Here is a 16,308-nt window from a genome sequence, read left to right on the forward strand (position 1 = left end):
AAAGCTCAACACTTAACCCGCGGTATATCACTCAGTCTTGTGGTGTACTGGGGGGAAAGGAATTCTCGGCGCATGGCGAACTTCTGGCGGATACCCTGCCCGGCGATGTGGGCGGTGTCACGGCCGTATTTCACGTTTATAGCATCCATGCAGGCCATCAGTTCCGAGTTATCGACTGAACAGTTAAACAAGTCATGCTGACTGGTGGCTTTGTCGCTCAAATCCACCAGCCCAACACCACAGCGGTAAAACGGTACCTGTTCCCGGTAGATCTGCCCTAAGGCACTCCTGCAGGCTGCTGCGATTACGGTTGTGTCTTCGGTGGGCACCGCAAAGCGGTGTGTGATGTGTTTGCGGTAATACCCCTGATTGTCATGCGGTGAGCTGGTGGCGAAGATAATCGCCGCACCTGCTAGGCTGTTCTGCCGGCGTAACTTGGCTGCAGCAATGCCAGCGTGTTGAGTCAGCGCCTGTAACAGATCTTCCGGGGTATATATCCGCTGACCGAAACTGCGGGTGCTGTATATCTCTTTCTTCGGTGCTCGGACATCATCCCAGCCAAGCTTAGCTGTTCCACTCAGTTCATAAACCGTACTTTCCACTAGCACTGAAAAGTTCTTCCGAATCCAGCCTGGGTTAGCATTTGCCAGCTTCCATACCGTATCAACACCTAAAGCCGTTAACCGTCGTGCAAGTCGGCTACCAATCCCCCACACATCAGTCAGTTCCATATGCTGAAGAATATACCGCCTGCTCTCTTCATCATCGATCACAGCTACGCCCCGGTAACCAGGTATACGTTTGGCAGCATGATTCGCCGCTTTAGCCAAGGTCAAGGTTGGTCCTACACCCACACCAATGGGTAAACGCACTTCTTGCCATACCGCCCGGCGAATTGCTCGGGCATGCTCAAACCAGCCTTCCGGCGGCATCCAGCCCTGATAATAATGAAACACTTCATCAATGGAATAGATATGGCTGTTTGGCGCATACCGGGAACACACATCCATCATCCGTTGGCTTATATCCGCGTACAGCTCATAGTTACTTGACCGGATCACCGCCCCGGCCCGTTCAAGATCTTCCTTCACCTTAAAGTACGGTACAAACTTCTTATCGATGCCCAGGCGCTTAGCGACATGACACGCTGCACAGATGCAGCCATCGTTATTGGTAAGCACCACCACCGGTTTATCACGAATAGACGGATCAAAGATCTTCTCACAGCTGGCATACATGCTGTTGGCATCACAGAGTGCGTACATCAAATACTTTTCACCAGCGGCCGGTGTAAGCGGATGGAGCGGATCACCACCCCTTCGATCTGGAAGTCATCCCCTTCACGGATATGATACGGCGCCCTGCCCGGTGCCGCTGACAGCAGCAAGGCCCGGCGCTTATCGATCTTCTTACAGACGAACACGCCATTGAGGTTGGCGACAACTACGTCCTGGTCTTTCACTTTTTCGAACCGGGAGATCACCAGCAGGTCACCAGAGAAGATCCCTTCCCCCACCATGGACTCCCCCTCGGCATAGCCAAGGTAGGTGGCAGAGGGATGGTCGATGAGCAGTTCATCCAAATTCAGGGTAGATTGTGTGTACTCAGCAGCCGGCGACTCAAAACCGCTGATGCCAGCTTGCGCCGGTATGGGAATAAAACGAAGCATAGAACAAACCTTATACTGTACATAAATACAGTATAATCAAGAAGGTGTGCTTCAGCTACTGAAACACGTTCATAGTGGGTAACAATCAGATTACTGCGAGTGTAGAAGGCTCTGCGGCTCAGGCAGTATCAGGGCTTGAAACCTAGTGGCCGCTTCCTGCAGGTGTAAAAAAACCCGCACTAGGCGGGTTACTAAAGTTAGTCTATTCCCCAAATGCTTTATGATTCATGAGAATTTTATGCTCAGGAGCGAAAAGGCTATTTTCATCTAAGTTATCGAAAATACTATACTTAATGGCATATTTTCTAAACCTCTTTCCCTGAGAGGTAAAGCAGTTATAAAACAAAATAACCATTTCTTGATCAGAAATTTGTGCTCTTATCAAATTAGAGTAAAATTTCTTATCAATACCATCTGTTGAATCTATAAGCTTATAAATATTATACAAAAACCTAAAATAAAAGCTCAAATAAACAGAATGTCTATTCCAAAATAACTTATAAGATAATTTAATTTTATCTAAATCACCTTCTGAACTTTGGTTAATATAAGTATTCCTAAGACTTCTCGAAAAATCTTTAATTAGCTCACGTCCTTTGGTAACTATCGGACTATTTTTCACTGTCCCGGTTCTTTCAATAGACTCTAAAACTGTCATATGAAGGCTCATCATATTAAAGAAAGAAGTCTCAAACTGTTGTAATTTCTGGGTTTTAGAAATTTCTTCTTGAGCTTCTTTAGTACCTTCTAGCTCTTCTCTTGTAAGCTGCATTTCTTCAACACTAAGCTGAACTTGTTGCCTGGTTGCTTCAAGCATGCAGTTAGCCTGATCAATAGCGAGCCTTGATTGTTTTAATGCTTCTTGAGTTTGCTCTATTGATAAATTTGTTTGTGCAGCTTGAATACCTGAAACTTGTAAGCTATCAAAAGCAATTTTATTCGTTTTATTAGTTTGACGAATTGTAAGCCATAGCAAAACAATCATAAAAAATGTAAATAGTGGATTTAATAAACCACCAAAAGCATCACCTAACGCACCAAATTCACTACGGGCGGCTTCAACAAATGATGCCTTTTCCTGTTCTTCTTTTGTTGGAGCTTCCAAGACTTCAGGAAAAAAATCCGCGAACGTCGAGTTATAGACAAGTAGTAACATTACTCCCATAGATATAGAGAAAAAAATTAAAAAACCCGGTAAAAACCTTAAATACCAAGGATCTTTTTCTGCATCTTGAGCAATATCAGGAATATTCGAATTTTTAACAGTCATACGACTCTCTCCATGTCGTTTAGAAAGCCGCTACTATAGAGACATTCCCTTTCAAAAAGAAGGGATTAGCCCGCTATCCTGCTGTTCAGGCAGATAGCGGGCTTTGCGCTTAATTCCACCCCATCTGTAACCGATCTGCGAAGGCTTGCATGGCTTTTTTCCAGCGGGTGCGCTGGTTTTGTTGCACGTATACCGGCAGCATCGGATCGAGGGTGGTGAAGTAATCCAGGCACAGTGCATACGCCTGCTTGTAGGTGTCGATGTGAACACCGTCGATATACTCAGAGGTCTGCTCCTGCTGCCAGACCAATTCCGCCAGGCGGCTGATGCTTTCTGGGGGTGTGTTGATGTCTTTGATCGCTTCGCTGATTAATCGGTTGCGGTAATGGGTGTAATTGCGGTTACAGAGGCTGCGGGCAATGCGGTTGATTTCTTTCAGGCTGGCATCACTGAGCCAGGGCACGCCCAGGCGTTTCTGTTGCGGAGATTGATGCTGTTGCGCTAAGGAACCTGCGATTAAGTCCCTCAGCATGAGACAATGAGCGCTCTGATGTGCTGAGGGCTATCCATGGATCACCAACTCTCCTTCGCTGACAGCGAATTCAACAACAAGCGCCGCCAAACCCGAAAAGAGAAGTTTCTAGGCCGTATGGAAAAGCTGATTCCCTGGCAGCGACTCGAATCTGTAATTACGCCTTACTATCCAAAGGCAGGTAACGGCCGCAGACCTTATCCGCTATCGACCATGCTACGCATCCACTGCATGCAGCAGTGGTATAGCATGAGTGATCCAGCCATGGCGGATGCGCTTTATGAAATTGCATCCATGCGTTTGTTTGCGGGTCTCTCGTTAGATGGTGCAATACCCGATCACACCACCATCATGAACTTCCGTCACCTGCTGGAACGGCATGGTTTGGCACACAAGATCTTTGACGAAGTCAGCACCTGGCTAAGCGAAGCTGGCGTGCTGATAAAAGAAGGCACACTGTTGGATGCAACGATCATTGAAGCCCCTGGCTCCACCAAGAATAAAGCGGGTGAGCGCGATCCTGAGATGCACCAGACCAAAAAGGGTAATCAGTGGCACTTTGGCATGAAAGCCCATATCGGTGTTGATGCCAGAACCGGGCTGACGCATAGCTTTACAACGAATGCCGCTAATGAGCATGACCTCAACCAAGCCGAGCACCTTCTCCACGGCAAAGAAGCGTTTATCTTTGCCGACAGTGGTTATCGTGGCGCTGAGAATCGTGAGGAGCTGGAAGCCGTTGAGGCTGAATGGCACATTGCTGAAATCCCCAGCAAGGTCAAAGCGCTAAAGAAACATCCGCGCATCAATAAGGTTCCATTGAAAGCCGAGTACCTAAAAGCCAGCATTCGGGCCAAGGTTGAACATCCGTTCCGGATCATCAAATGCCAATTCGGTTTTACCAAGACGCGCTATCGTGGCTTGATGAAAAATGACAGCAAACTGGCCATGCTGTTCGCTTTAGCGAACGTCGTACGTGTGGATCAGATGCTGCGGGCGTAGGAGAAATCCGTCTGGATGCCGGGAAATTGGCATACAGACGATATTAAACGGTCAAATAGTGGTTGATTACGCAACAAATGCTGCCTGATCAACAGCGCGGCTAAAAAACTGGGACTTAATCGCAGGTTCCCTAGTAAATAAGAGCCCTTCATCATTAAAATACAACGAATCGAAACTTATGTTTTACTAGATTTTTATATCCGAGGAAGGGTAAAGAAAAACACTAAAACTATATAAATATTTTTCTCGCGAGACTTCCTTTGTAAACGAACAATATTCCAATTTTCTTTTCCGTTAGACCAATGTAGTACAACAAACCATAATTGACTAAATTTTAACTATCTTTATTACCCCACCAACCCCACCTCCGATATCTCCACTAGGTCTGACACAAAACCCTTCCCCGCCTTCAGATTGTTAAGGAAGGCGGACCGGCTTAGCTGTATCGCGGCAGCTATACGCGCATCAGTATGATAATCAGCTTCGTTGTCAGGGTCTGGACGGTTCTTTAGCAGTACCCAGGCCACCAGCGCGGTGTGGTGTTTGGGATTACGTTTATGTAAGCATGCCATGACCCGGAAGGCCCAGCGGGTTTTAGGGTCACTGGGTTCTTTAAACATCATGCCTATCTGGTAGATCATAGCGCCGTTACTGTTTCCACCGGTACCGCCTTCAGGGAGCTGGCCGCGGTATTCCATCAAACGTCCGATCTGATGCTCAGCGCGAAAGCCGGCATCGCTGTTAAGGTCTCTGGCTATTTCGACGGCCAGGTAACGGTCTACGACGTTTATGATTCTGGAATCACTGATCATCTATTGCCCTGCCCTTGTTTAGCCGTATAACGCCAGTAAGGCGGCATCGCGTTTGTCTTCATTACTTTTACCGGTCCAGCCTGTGAGACGGTTAAAGTATTCAGCATTCTTTTTAGCGTTTCGCTTGGTAACGCCTTGCAATGGTTTGATCAGTTTGAAGTCTGCACCGCTGTCTGCGAGGTATTGCTTCAGCAAGCGACCGATTGCTTTTACCTGGCCTACCTTCTGAGCAATGCTGCGTTCTACGGCGGCGTTCTTTACACCTGGGCGTCGGTAAATCGCTTTATCGTGCTCAACGTCTTCCAGGTGAAAGCAGGCCTGGTGTTTGTGTTCTTCAATGCACTGAATCAGTTGGAAGAACGACATGGCATCCAAACTGATGATCTGTTGCGCCTGAGTGATAGCCACCCCGCTTTTCACCAGGTCCGGATCGATACCAATGATTATCTTTGAAGTCATATCAGCGCCCTCACCAGCTTGTATCCTGAACATCCATCAGCGATGCACTCACAGCGGCACGTTTGGCGGCTGGGGTCTGTGCTGGTGGGATGTCATTCGAAGATCCTGCAGTCTCAAACTGCAAACGTTTCATCTGCTGGGCAAGCTTGTGCTCCCAGCTGCTCTGCGTATTCGCGACCTCAGCCCGCCCAGACCAGTAGCTTCGAAACTCACCGAGAATGCTTTCCTGTTGCTCAGGTTCGAAAGCCGTGAGGTTAATCCCCATCATCTGACAGCGCTCGGCCAGCTGTTGGCTTGGCATCCACTCCCAATGCATGCAGAAACGCTGTGTATCTTGCTGGGCTGGTGGTTGGAATGGCTGAGTGGCATCCACCTGAAACAGGCTTGATCCGGGGGGTGTTACCGGTTGAGCTGCTGATGCCTCACTCATGTTTGATTCAGTATCATGGTTCGCGCTCTCATCACTCTGATCAATGGTAGGCTGATCATGGGTATACTGATATGCGGGAGATTTTTCCCTACCTAGTCGGGAATTTTCTCCCGCCTTAGTCGGGATATTTCTCCCGCCTTGGTCGAGATTTATTTCCCTACCTTTACCCACTTCATTCGTATGTAGGGATTTAATTCCCGGCTCTACCGGCTTGAATAAGGCTTTTTCTGTGCTTTGGTCGGGATTTATTTCCCTACCTTTATCTGTGTCATTAGCAAGGGGGGATTTATTTCCCGCCCCTGAACGCTTAGCCGGGATTTTTTTCCCTACCTTAGAAGCGGCACTCTTCGCTTCAGCTTTATTCCACTGTTTACCTTTTCGGGTTATCCGAACGTATACACGATTGTTAACCACTGCCCGCTCTATTAGCCCCTGCTTTTCCAGCGTCGCCATGTAGCGCTTAATGGTATCGGGCTTAGGTGAAATAGCGGGTAGCTCTTCTGCTATCTTCTCTTTACTGATCCAGTAGAACAACTGGCCTTTAATCGGCTTGCTGTCAGACCAACTGGGTAGTTCATACAAAAAGCCAAATAACACTGCCTGCTGCAGATTTAATTCCCACTCAACCATTCTCACCTGGTTAATGAACAGTGAGTACTGCATCAGTTGCCTCCTGTCCAAACGGACACTGCGCCAGCATTGCCTTTCATTCCTTGCCACTGCATAATCATTCCTCAGTTAATAATCAACCGCTTAGGGATTGCACTCCCAGTCATAGCGGTTTTTTATTGTCTGTTTGGCAGCCCCGAAGCCCAGCAATGTGGACGGGCTGTCAGCCTTAATATTTGTTCATGGCCTATAATTAGGTTCGAGATATAGCTCGTATTTCTCAGGACTCTTTACACAATTTTTCTGAATGAATACTCAGCCAATTGAGACACAGGATCTGCGTGCTTCTATTTGCCCGGGCCCCAGCTATCTGCCAATATTCAAGTTAACTGCTGAGCCAAGGTTCCTCTTTAGGTGCGAGGCAGAATCAGGTAGCGGCCATTAATCTGATTAAAGGTCGCTACCTACCCTCCTTTGCTCTTGTTAAAACACCCTCGCAAAGATGCTTTAAAAAGGACCGGCTAACCCGCCAAGTGCAGACAGATCTCTCCCGGTCCCTATCTACATATTCTGCGTACCCTGCTGCCTTCTAAAAGGTGTGTAATCCCGCTACTATCCAAACTCTCACACCCATCAAGTAACGGAACTACACATAACTCTGAAAGCACTCGAACACGCTGGTCTCAATCCGCCAGGCGCGTCCCGTGAACAATCACCAATTCATGCAGCGGGAAAATAACGTAAGTCACGACAAAGCATCCCCACGCCAACCAAAGCTGTTCTGAGTTCGTTAAGCTGGTTGATTGGTGGCTTGTTCTACGATTTCGCAGCAAGCTCCCTGTCTCCACTAGGTTCACATACGCTAGGTATAACGACGTACATACTGCTGTTAGTAGTAATATCTATATCGACATATGCCTATCACCTATACAAACTCAATAAAGCACTGACCCAGCCACCAGCCACCAGCGTCTATGACGAACACGATGTCGGTTGCTGACATCCGCCAACTCTTTGATATCACTCTCAACTCCCCTGTCCTTTCGGCCTATAGCTGTCTGTTTGGCCGATTTAAAACGCTGTTCCAGCCGGTAACGTTAAAAGCGTTCACTTGGTCTGTCCGGGAACATCGGAGCGTCGGGCAATCAACTGCCCTTTGCTTTCTTTCTCGAGTACGCACTGAACGCTGTACGGAAAACCGCCTTCAGCTTTGAACTGTGAGATACGTGAGTCCGTAAAATTAAGAACTTTCGCGATCGCTCGGTTTGTTTTGTAAAAGCTAAACACTTCAGGAAAAGTCATTGAGTAAATTCCACTCCTTATTTTTAGAAAGTTTAAAAACGTTAAACTAACAAGTCAAGGACTCTAAACCTAAAAAGTTTTAATATTCTTAACTATGGAAATGAAAGACAGAATCAGACAGAGAATGTCTGAATGCGGTTTAAAAGCCGTCGATATCGTAAATAAAACAGGCTTATCCAAAGGCACTATCAGTCAGTGGCTTAATGGCCATACACAGCCACGTGGTGACAATCTATTGATCCTCTCTAACGCACTAACCGCTTCACCTGAATGGCTGCAGTTCGGAGTGGTGTCTCAAGGTAGCTCTGAAGAACAGCTTCATTTCAAAACATACGAAATACCAGTTCTGGATGTTCAGCTTTCTGCAGGTTTTGGAAGCACCCAGGATGCCGAGGCCGTAATAGAAACCATGCCTGTCCCTGAGCGTCTATTGGAAGAGTTTGGCGTACACCCTCAGAATGCCAATATCGTTTCTGTTAAAGGTGATTCTATGGAGACGACCCTTAGGGACGGTGAAAAAATCATTGTCGATACCGCTCACTGTCAACTGATCAGCAACAGCATTTACGCATTCGCTTTCGATGGAGAGCTAAAAGTAAAACGCTTCATCAAGAACTTTGATCAAAACTGGACGATCCGTTCCGACAATAACCTCGACCCTGCCTACCAGGATCAAACAGTTGCGCCACATAACATCAAACAGCTCCAGATAATTGGACGAGTGGCAGGGATCTTAGCTAGAAAACTATAATTTTAAAAACCATCATCGGACGAGAAGTAGAAGCTCTGATGGAAGCTTTATTAGATTGCCAGGATGCACAGCGTGATACCAAATTTCAACCAATCTGGAGTCCTACCTCCTTTTCTGCCAGACGATTCTCCCGTGAATCCGAATGCAGTATCTCCCTACAAAGTACCTCTCATAGAGTTTGTTAAGCACTTCAACACCAGCAAAGAGCGTAAGAAGATACTTCTTGGCTTCTTAAATTATCGCGCTTACCTAAAGAAAAATGGTATTAAAGATGGGTTTCAATGGATAGATGGTAGCTTTACTGAACATATAGAAGATACGCAAAAGAGGCCCCCTAAAGATATTGACGTAGTTTCATTCATACATCGCCCTTCTGACTTTTCTTCTTATCATGAATGGAGAGCCTTCATTACGCTTAATCCTTCACTGTTCAGCCAACCCCATATTAAGAAACAGTATATGTGTGACGCCTATCTTGTGGATATGGATCTCGATCCCAAACACATAATCGCACAAACAGCATATTGGCATGGGTTGTTTTCTCATCAGAGAGATACATACTTATGGAAAGGAATGTTACAAATCTCGTTAGCTGATAGTGAGATAGATTCTTTAAAATCTTTACGGGAGGATGAAAATGCCGCGTAAGCTAACATTAGATAGCCTCCGAGCAGAGCTTTCTTCAGTAAATAATTTGATATCGAGCTCTATAGAAGCTGCTGATATTCTTGGTGAAATGCAATTCAATTTCCGGAAGGAAGAGCTTGAATCCAAAATACAAGAACTAGAGAAACAGCATGAAAACAATGCCAAACTCGCTCTCTTTTTTGGCGGAAAACCTGTATTAGGATCTTTGGGTATCAACTCAAGCTTTGCAGGACCTGCCCTTGATCGTTTCCAAGACATCGTCACGAAAGTATATGCCAACATAGTAAACGGAGAACTTGGGCAACGAGGGAAAGTTGCATTTCATGGTGATACAAATTTGATGGTAACTGGACTTGCTAAAGGCTCATTCGGGTTTGTATTAGAAGAAACTGATAATCAATTAACCGATACAACACTCAAACTTGCTGTGGAATCCGCAGCTGATATCTTGAAGAAATGCGGTTCGCATGATGAGGATGTTTTTGAAGAAGTTATCGATGATATTGACAAGCGTGTTCTTGACTCTTTAAGAGAGTTCTTCTCACTCTTAGACAAGAATGAAGCGAATGTTCGATTAGTCGAGGATCTTAAGGAATTCACCCTAGACTCACGTTCTATCAGCTTGGCAAAACAGCGTATAGAATCCACTCAAATAGATGAAAACGTCGATGAACATTTTGTTCTCTTAACAGGATTTCTGCCTGAACATCGCCGTTTTGAAGCTAACCTTCCTAGTGGCGAAAGCATTCATGGCACAGCAACCAAAGAAGCGGCGTCTAAGTTTTTTGAGCTTTCAACCAACAAGAAAATGCTTCAAACAAAATGGAAACTGGCAATACAGAAAAGGGTATTTAAAGCTCGTAATACTCAAGAACGAGTTTCGTATAAACTCATAGATTTTATCGAATAAACTTTCTCATAACCCTAAAAACCCGCCCTTCCGGCGGGTTTTTTATTGTCTGGATTTAACAAAACGAACAGAATGTTTAAACTATCGAAACTTTTTACTTGACCAAAAAGTTTAGAGTTTTTAAACTTTATCTCAAATTGAACACTAAACTTCAGTTTGAGACCACCATGATCGTACTCACACCTACATCACAAAAAGCTTTTACAGCAGCCTCATATCAACGCGCTGTACGGCTGAACGCATGGCGCTCCAAACTGGCCAGACATTCCAGAAACAAAGGACAACAGATTTCTCATATACCTCAGCAGTCTCTGCTGACAAGACCGGCAAGGAGACAGCCATGCTAAGTGCTTCACAACAAAGCATGCTTTATGAGACAGCCAGAACTCAGGCATTACACATTAACCGAAGCGCTGCACAAGAAATAAGCCTCACCGACCGTCAGCTTGAAGCATCCCTATGGGTTGCCCAAGGCAAGACAGATAACGAAATCGGCATCATCATCGACTGCACCGGCCGTACTGCTAAGCACCATGTATTAAATGCCATGGCCCGCACCAATACACATACCCGCGCCCAGTTGATTGCTCAGCTGTTTTTACAGGGCATCTTTGAAGCCCGTACCGTAGCCACAGCCCTCACGCTTTGCATCATGTTTACGTTGGCGGGCGGTTATAACAGCAGCAACACTACTTATGACGACACACTGGCGCGCCGCATCCGTGGTCGACGCGCCCGAGATTTAACCGCCCTGGAAGAAGCCGATGACCTGCCCTCTTTCTTACATAACGATTGGCAGCAACTTGCCAGCCACGCGCCCATAAAACCATCAGCTACAAAAGCCACCGTATGACAAAGCGCACTGGCCCTGCTCCGCGTATTCACTCGGTACCGCTGCAACGCTGCCCTGAATGCAAAGGAAAAGCCTTTACGGAAGGCTTGTTTTACGACCTCCCCTGCACCGTCTGCAATGAGATGGGTGTGGTATGCAGAAAGACAGGCGAATCACTGACACCAAACCGAGCGGCAGTCAGCCTGCTAAGTGTCGTTAGTGCACAAGCCAATACCATTAATCGGCTCAAAAACGGTGCAGAAAAACACGACCCATATGCACCTTTATCAAACCGCCTTGGCGGCAAGCACAGAATGGATTAAAGCAACATGAAAACCGTCAGACAACGTTTCAGAAAGCTAGCCGCATCAGCCATCGATAAAGCTGAAAGCTCGCAGCTACAACAAGGCCGACACTCAGAATATGACGCCCTTCAGGCGGACATTCACCTGATCGAACGGCATATGGAAACCATGGGTAATGAAGATTTAGGCCGCGCAGAGAACACGCTGAAAATTCTGCGCCGGCCTGACTGGCACAAACGTCGTCGGTTTAACTTTGAAATCGCACCTCGCGTGCAACTGACATAAGGATATCGATATGGCACGCGGCATTAACAAAGTCATTCTGATCGGCAACCTGGGCAATGACCCGGACACTAAATACCTACCCAGCGGCAATGCTGTGACAAACATCACAATTGCCACCTCAGAAAGCTGGAAGGACAAGCAAACCGGCCAGATGCAGGAACGGACCGAATGGCACCGCGTCGTTTTCTTTAACCGACTGGCTGAGATTGCCGGCGAATATCTTCGCAAAGGCTCAAAGGTATATATCGAGGGCTCACTCAGAACCCGTAAATGGAAAGATCAGGCCGGCCAAGACCGTTACACCACTGAAATCATCGCCAGCGAACTGCAGATGCTAGATGTCCGTACTGATAACAGTAACTCGCCGCCTCAATCACCAGCACAACAGCAAACAAACGCGCCACAGCAGACATCACAACCTGCACCCGCGCCAAGCTCTGATGATTTCGATGATGATATCCCGTTCGCGAATCCCTACAAGGGGTGCGAATACACCGTGTAAGCCCTGCTGCCGACGGTTCAGTTCCCCGCCGCTGGCAGCAGCCCTAACGTAAACAAGGAAAGGTACATAGCAATGTCTGAAAACACATCCACCAACTTTGAAGCTGTTATGGCCGACCTGGACGGCGGCGTATTCGTTTCTAAAATCAGCCGCGCACTCTCTGATGTCGCCATGGGCACCGTACTGACTGGCAAAGTCGGCAAGGTGACTGTTCAGTTCGATATGAAGCAGATCGGTGAAAGCAGCCAAATAGAAATGGCGCACAAAATTGCCTACGTCAAACCCACCGACAAAGGTAAAAGCACAGAAGAGAACACCACCAAAACCCCATTACACGTGGGCAAAGGCGGCAAACTCTCTCTGTTCCCAGAAGAACAGGAACAGTTCGATTTCATGAAAGGCCCACGCAATCAGCAATAAGCCACTTTTTAACAACCGCTTAAGGAGAGACATCTAATGAGCATGGATCAATCCGCCATAAAGGAAATACAGAAATCTGCCACGCTGCAACACGCTACACAGCAGCTAACCCAAACACTCACGCCATTGGCTGTGCTGCCTGATGATTTCAAAATCGAATCATTGGAGACATATTTGAATGGACGTGTACGTTTTCGCGGCAACTTCGAAACACAGTCCATTACAGACATTGCCGATTACATTGATGACCGACACCCATCAGTATTTGTAAATGCAGATAAGATGACTGCTAAGGCCATCTTCAATTTCGGTACCGATGAAGCACCTGGCCATTGCGATAACACAGCTACTCTTGCATTAGAAAGAAACTCAGCCTTTAGCGCCCTGCTTTCTATTAACGGACGTAAGCTTTCTCAAAAAGACTTAGCCGAATGGCTGGAAGACTGGAACGAACACGCCAAGGTGTTTGACCAGGAAGATGAAGAGATGAGTATCGTCGCAGCCATCGCGGCTATTCGCCGCATCACCATTACTGCCAAATCTGAGTCCACTCACAGTGAACACAACTTTGGCGCGGCTCGCAGCGCTATGGAAGAAATAGAAGCAAAGGCCGAAGAGCGTATGCCTTCAGGCTTCACCTTTGCCTGCGTGCCTTATGAAAGCCTGGATGAACGCACCTTCACTGCACGCTTTAGCGTATTGACCGGTCACGATAAGCCAGTGTTATCTGTTCGAATTGTGCAGCTGGAAAGTCAGGAGGAAGACATGGGCAGTGAATTCAAAACGAAGCTGACCGATGCGCTGGCGGACGATATTGCTATTTACCTGGGCAGCTTTAAAGCCGGCCATTAAAGGTAATCACTTACGAGGCGTGCTTTACGCCTCTTCTTTCAATGAATTCATTGCTTCAGGTAATTACCATGGCAACAGCTAATTACATACCAATCGCTAATACGTATTTCAGCGGCATGGGCATTGGTGATGCTGGTATCTTGCGGGCCGGTGTAAAAATTGGTCAGTCATTCGAGCTAGACTCAAAAGCTTGTGAAGTTTACCGGGCCAACTTGGGTAATCACATGAAGCAATGCGATATTGCCCATGAGCTCGTTCTTGAACAAGACAGTTGTGATGCAATGGGCTTCACCTATCCTTGTACGAAATACAGCTCTATCGCCGATATACATGGCACCCGCACAGGTGATGAGCTCTATCTTCATGCTCTACGGCATATGGCTATTGCTCAACCTGAACTGTTCTGGCTCGAAAATGTGCCAGGCATGCGCAAATTTCCCATCGTTATGGAGGCAATGACAAAACTGCCTGATTACTACATACAGATGTTCTGCCCTATACAGTCCAGTACCTGGCTACCACAAAGCCGCAATCGATTAATCATATTTGCTACACGAAAGCCCTTTAACTTCAGTGAGCCAGAAACAAATAAACGTACCCGCTTAAAAGACATTCTGGAGCGCGAACCCAGCATTACCTTACCAAAGGCTATCGCAACACGAATGCAAGGCGGCTACAGGGACAGACCTATCATTTCTGATCCAAATAAAGACGATATAGCCCCTACTTGTGTGGCTCACTATGCCAAGGATAAAAGCACTCGGCTGGTTAAAGATAATCGCTTTCCATTAGGGGTTCGGCCGTATTCAGTGCGTGAGTATGCCCGCTTGCAGGGCGTAGAAGACTGGTTCAGATTCAACTGTAACGATACAGCTGCTTACCGAGGTATTGGCAACGGAGTATCAGAACCTGTTGGCCACTGGATAGGTCAGCAAGTTATGCGGTATTTCAACCGAAATAACAGAGCACTGAGTATAGATAAAAACAGAATGGAGATATCGCATGGCACAAGTTAACTTGCTCACTGACAGCGATATAGTCGAACTGACCGGTTATAAACAGCGTGCCAAGCAAGCTCAGGTATTAAAAGATGCCGGTATTGAGTTTGTAGAGCGTGCTGACGGTAAGATAAAAACAACCTGGTACCACGTAAACCACCCTTCGCATTTACGCCATGTAATTGCGCAGGAAGAACCCGATTTTTCAACATTTAAGGCATAACGCACGATGGGCAGATCAAGGAAACCCGGTACCGAATGGTTACCGCAGCGGGTATATAAAGGGAAGTCAGCCTATGAGTTTCACCCCAAGACTGGTGGCGCTATTCGGTTGGTACCGCTCACAGCCGGTAAAACTGCTGTTATCCGCGCCTATGATGAAGCCCTGGCACAGCTGGAAATGTCACAAGGCACATTCAAAGAACTGGTACAGCAGTTTCTTGCCTCACCTGCGTTTGAAGAATTGGCCATCAGCACACAGAAAAAATACCAGCAGAACGCCCGACAAGTGCTCAAGCCGTTTGGCAAGATGCAAGCCAGTAACATAAAGCCTGAACATATCCGTCAGTATATGGACTTACGTGGCCAACAGGCCCAGGTCACCGCCAACCGTGAACACTCGTTTATGTCCAAAGTGTTTAGTTGGGCGTATGAACGCGGCAAGGTAGCAATGAACCCATGCAAAGGCGTAAGGAAGTTCACCGAGAAAGCCCGGGAGCGCTATATATCAGATGCTGAATACTCTGCCATCCTGGCATGCAGTGATCCGATCGTTCAAGCGGTGATGGAAATATCCTACTGCTGCGCCGCACGGGTAGGTGATGTACTGAAGCTAAAGGCCCACCAGCTACAGGAAGAAGGTATTTACATACAACAAGGTAAAACTGGCAAAGCACAGATCAAAGCTTGGTCCCCTCGCCTGCAATCAGCCATTAACGTTGCGAAGTCATATCAGACAACCCGTTCGGTTACCCAGGTAATAGCAAACGAACAAGGCCAGCCGCTAACCTATGCAGCCTTCCGCGCCCGCTGGTTAAAAGCAAAGACATTAGCGAAGGAAACCCACCCTAACCTAAACTTCGAATTCACATTTCACGACATCAAAGCGAAGAGCATCAGCGATTGGGATGGTGATAAACAGAGATTCAGCGGCCACAAGTCACCACAGATGGTAGAGACTTATGACCGGAAGACGGAGGTTGTAGGGACGCATGAGTGAAATACTCTATTGTAACGTCTTTATAAACTCGGCTTGATAACTACGGAAAAAGAAAATACTTTTTATATAAGCTTGTTAACTGTTCGCTGCTCAGCGATGTTCTTCACGCTGTAAAGCAATACGATCTCTATCTGAATTATTTTTTATCCCAGCCAACAACAACATTATTCTCCAAAATCACTTTTAGAGCGTAGCGATTTTTACCCTTACGATGATACTTCCACACTTCTTTAATCTTAGTTTTGAGAACTTTTTGATCTATATCCATAGGCCTACCCAGTGAATCAATCAGCTGTTCTGGGCTTTGACTTTGCCAAATCATCTTCTTCATAATTTTGCGAACTATGTCTTCATTACCATACTTTTTCATTAATCGTTGCTTCTTCAAATACCTAAAAATAAAGGCCAGCATTACCCAAAGCACAGCAATCAATACTAAAATTTCCATCAAAAATATCCTTATATTCAAAACAAACTAACTAACAAAACAGCACTTAAGCT

General features: G+C 46.6%; 22 protein-coding genes. 13 read left to right on the forward strand and 9 right to left on the reverse strand.

All coding sequences use genetic code 11. From position 1 onward, the window contains the following. Positions 1 to 5: 5 nt before the first annotated feature. The 4 genes from OCU49_RS12820 to OCU49_RS12835 all read right to left on the reverse strand — a co-directional run bounded on the left by OCU49_RS12820 (position 6) and on the right by OCU49_RS12835 (position 3,471). Positions 6 to 1,265, reverse strand: a complete 1,260-nt coding sequence (locus tag OCU49_RS12820) for a Y-family DNA polymerase (RefSeq protein ID WP_261840968.1) — start codon at positions 1,263 to 1,265, stop codon at positions 6 to 8. Beyond that, the gene (locus OCU49_RS12825; RefSeq protein ID WP_261840969.1) at positions 1,265 to 1,669 is read right to left on the reverse strand and encodes a S24 family peptidase; all 405 of its coding nucleotides are present in this window, start codon (positions 1,667 to 1,669) and stop codon (positions 1,265 to 1,267) included. The genes OCU49_RS12820 and OCU49_RS12825 overlap by 1 nt, the downstream gene beginning before the upstream one ends. A gap of 202 nt (positions 1,670 to 1,871) precedes the next feature. After that, the gene (locus OCU49_RS12830; protein ID WP_261840970.1) at positions 1,872 to 2,939 is read right to left on the reverse strand and encodes a putative phage abortive infection protein; all 1,068 of its coding nucleotides are present in this window, start codon (positions 2,937 to 2,939) and stop codon (positions 1,872 to 1,874) included. Positions 2,940 to 3,048: 109 nt separating this feature from the next. Continuing rightward, on the reverse strand, positions 3,049 to 3,471 hold the full coding sequence (locus OCU49_RS12835) for a hypothetical protein (RefSeq protein WP_261840971.1): 423 nt from the start codon (positions 3,469 to 3,471) through the stop codon (positions 3,049 to 3,051). A gap of 36 nt (positions 3,472 to 3,507) precedes the next feature. Here OCU49_RS12835 and OCU49_RS12840 point away from each other — a divergent pair, with 36 nt between their 5' ends. Continuing rightward, positions 3,508 to 4,473 (forward strand): IS5 family transposase, encoded by a 966-nt coding sequence (locus OCU49_RS12840; protein WP_261840972.1) that lies wholly within the window; start codon positions 3,508 to 3,510, stop codon positions 4,471 to 4,473. Between the two features lie 347 nt (positions 4,474 to 4,820). Here OCU49_RS12840 and OCU49_RS12845 read toward each other — a convergent pair whose 3' ends face one another. The 4 genes from OCU49_RS12845 to OCU49_RS12860 all read right to left on the reverse strand — a co-directional run bounded on the left by OCU49_RS12845 (position 4,821) and on the right by OCU49_RS12860 (position 8,085). Continuing rightward, complete coding sequence (locus OCU49_RS12845) at positions 4,821 to 5,285, reverse strand: hypothetical protein (RefSeq protein ID WP_261840973.1); 465 nt, start codon at positions 5,283 to 5,285, stop codon at positions 4,821 to 4,823. A gap of 18 nt (positions 5,286 to 5,303) precedes the next feature. Further along, entirely contained in the window at positions 5,304 to 5,744 is a 441-nt protein-coding gene (locus OCU49_RS12850) for a hypothetical protein (protein WP_261840974.1), read from the reverse strand. A 10-nt stretch (positions 5,745 to 5,754) separates the two neighbouring features. After that, entirely contained in the window at positions 5,755 to 6,837 is a 1,083-nt protein-coding gene (locus tag OCU49_RS12855) for a DnaT-like ssDNA-binding domain-containing protein (RefSeq protein ID WP_261840975.1), read from the reverse strand. 1,053 nt (positions 6,838 to 7,890) lie between these two features. Beyond that, the gene (locus OCU49_RS12860; RefSeq protein ID WP_261840976.1) at positions 7,891 to 8,085 is read right to left on the reverse strand and encodes a hypothetical protein; all 195 of its coding nucleotides are present in this window, start codon (positions 8,083 to 8,085) and stop codon (positions 7,891 to 7,893) included. Positions 8,086 to 8,179: 94 nt separating this feature from the next. Here OCU49_RS12860 and OCU49_RS12865 point away from each other — a divergent pair, with 94 nt between their 5' ends. The 12 genes from OCU49_RS12865 to OCU49_RS12920 all read left to right on the forward strand — a co-directional run bounded on the left by OCU49_RS12865 (position 8,180) and on the right by OCU49_RS12920 (position 15,807). Next, positions 8,180 to 8,836: a S24 family peptidase gene (locus tag OCU49_RS12865; protein ID WP_261840977.1), complete on the forward strand. Its 657-nt coding sequence runs from the start codon at positions 8,180 to 8,182 to the stop codon at positions 8,834 to 8,836. Between the two features lie 63 nt (positions 8,837 to 8,899). Beyond that, positions 8,900 to 9,484, forward strand: a complete 585-nt coding sequence (locus OCU49_RS12870) for a DUF6932 family protein (RefSeq protein WP_376787876.1) — start codon at positions 8,900 to 8,902, stop codon at positions 9,482 to 9,484. After that, complete coding sequence (locus tag OCU49_RS12875; protein ID WP_261840979.1) at positions 9,474 to 10,394, forward strand: hypothetical protein; 921 nt, start codon at positions 9,474 to 9,476, stop codon at positions 10,392 to 10,394. Before OCU49_RS12870 ends, OCU49_RS12875 begins: the two co-directional genes overlap by 11 nt. A gap of 340 nt (positions 10,395 to 10,734) precedes the next feature. Next, complete coding sequence (locus tag OCU49_RS12880) at positions 10,735 to 11,247, forward strand: helix-turn-helix domain-containing protein (RefSeq protein ID WP_261840980.1); 513 nt, start codon at positions 10,735 to 10,737, stop codon at positions 11,245 to 11,247. Next, entirely contained in the window at positions 11,244 to 11,549 is a 306-nt protein-coding gene (locus OCU49_RS12885) for a hypothetical protein (protein ID WP_261840981.1), read from the forward strand. Before OCU49_RS12880 ends, OCU49_RS12885 begins: the two co-directional genes overlap by 4 nt. A gap of 6 nt (positions 11,550 to 11,555) precedes the next feature. Then, complete coding sequence (locus OCU49_RS12890) at positions 11,556 to 11,816, forward strand: hypothetical protein (protein ID WP_261840982.1); 261 nt, start codon at positions 11,556 to 11,558, stop codon at positions 11,814 to 11,816. A gap of 10 nt (positions 11,817 to 11,826) precedes the next feature. Then, positions 11,827 to 12,318, forward strand: coding sequence for a single-stranded DNA-binding protein (gene ssb / locus OCU49_RS12895; protein WP_261840983.1), 492 nt, complete (start codon positions 11,827 to 11,829; stop codon positions 12,316 to 12,318). Positions 12,319 to 12,390: 72 nt separating this feature from the next. Further along, the gene (locus tag OCU49_RS12900) at positions 12,391 to 12,738 is read left to right on the forward strand and encodes a YfdP family phage-associated protein (RefSeq protein ID WP_261840984.1); all 348 of its coding nucleotides are present in this window, start codon (positions 12,391 to 12,393) and stop codon (positions 12,736 to 12,738) included. A 36-nt stretch (positions 12,739 to 12,774) separates the two neighbouring features. After that, a complete protein-coding gene (locus OCU49_RS12905; protein ID WP_261840985.1) occupies positions 12,775 to 13,590 on the forward strand; it encodes a DUF2303 family protein in 816 nt (271 codons plus the stop codon). A 68-nt stretch (positions 13,591 to 13,658) separates the two neighbouring features. Further along, a complete protein-coding gene (locus OCU49_RS12910; RefSeq protein WP_261840986.1) occupies positions 13,659 to 14,606 on the forward strand; it encodes a DNA cytosine methyltransferase in 948 nt (315 codons plus the stop codon). Further along, positions 14,593 to 14,811 (forward strand): DUF4224 domain-containing protein, encoded by a 219-nt coding sequence (locus OCU49_RS12915; protein ID WP_261840987.1) that lies wholly within the window; start codon positions 14,593 to 14,595, stop codon positions 14,809 to 14,811. The genes OCU49_RS12910 and OCU49_RS12915 overlap by 14 nt, the downstream gene beginning before the upstream one ends. 6 nt (positions 14,812 to 14,817) lie before the next feature. Beyond that, positions 14,818 to 15,807 (forward strand): tyrosine-type recombinase/integrase, encoded by a 990-nt coding sequence (locus OCU49_RS12920; protein WP_261840988.1) that lies wholly within the window; start codon positions 14,818 to 14,820, stop codon positions 15,805 to 15,807. Between the two features lie 136 nt (positions 15,808 to 15,943). Here the strand turns inward: OCU49_RS12920 and OCU49_RS12925 are convergent, their stop codons facing one another. Next, complete coding sequence (locus tag OCU49_RS12925; RefSeq protein WP_261840989.1) at positions 15,944 to 16,255, reverse strand: hypothetical protein; 312 nt, start codon at positions 16,253 to 16,255, stop codon at positions 15,944 to 15,946. Between the last annotated feature and the right edge of the window lie 53 nt (positions 16,256 to 16,308).

It is taken from the genome of Aliamphritea ceti (assembly GCF_024347215.1).
GTDB classification, from domain to species: Bacteria; Pseudomonadota; Gammaproteobacteria; order Pseudomonadales; family Balneatricaceae; genus Amphritea; species Amphritea ceti.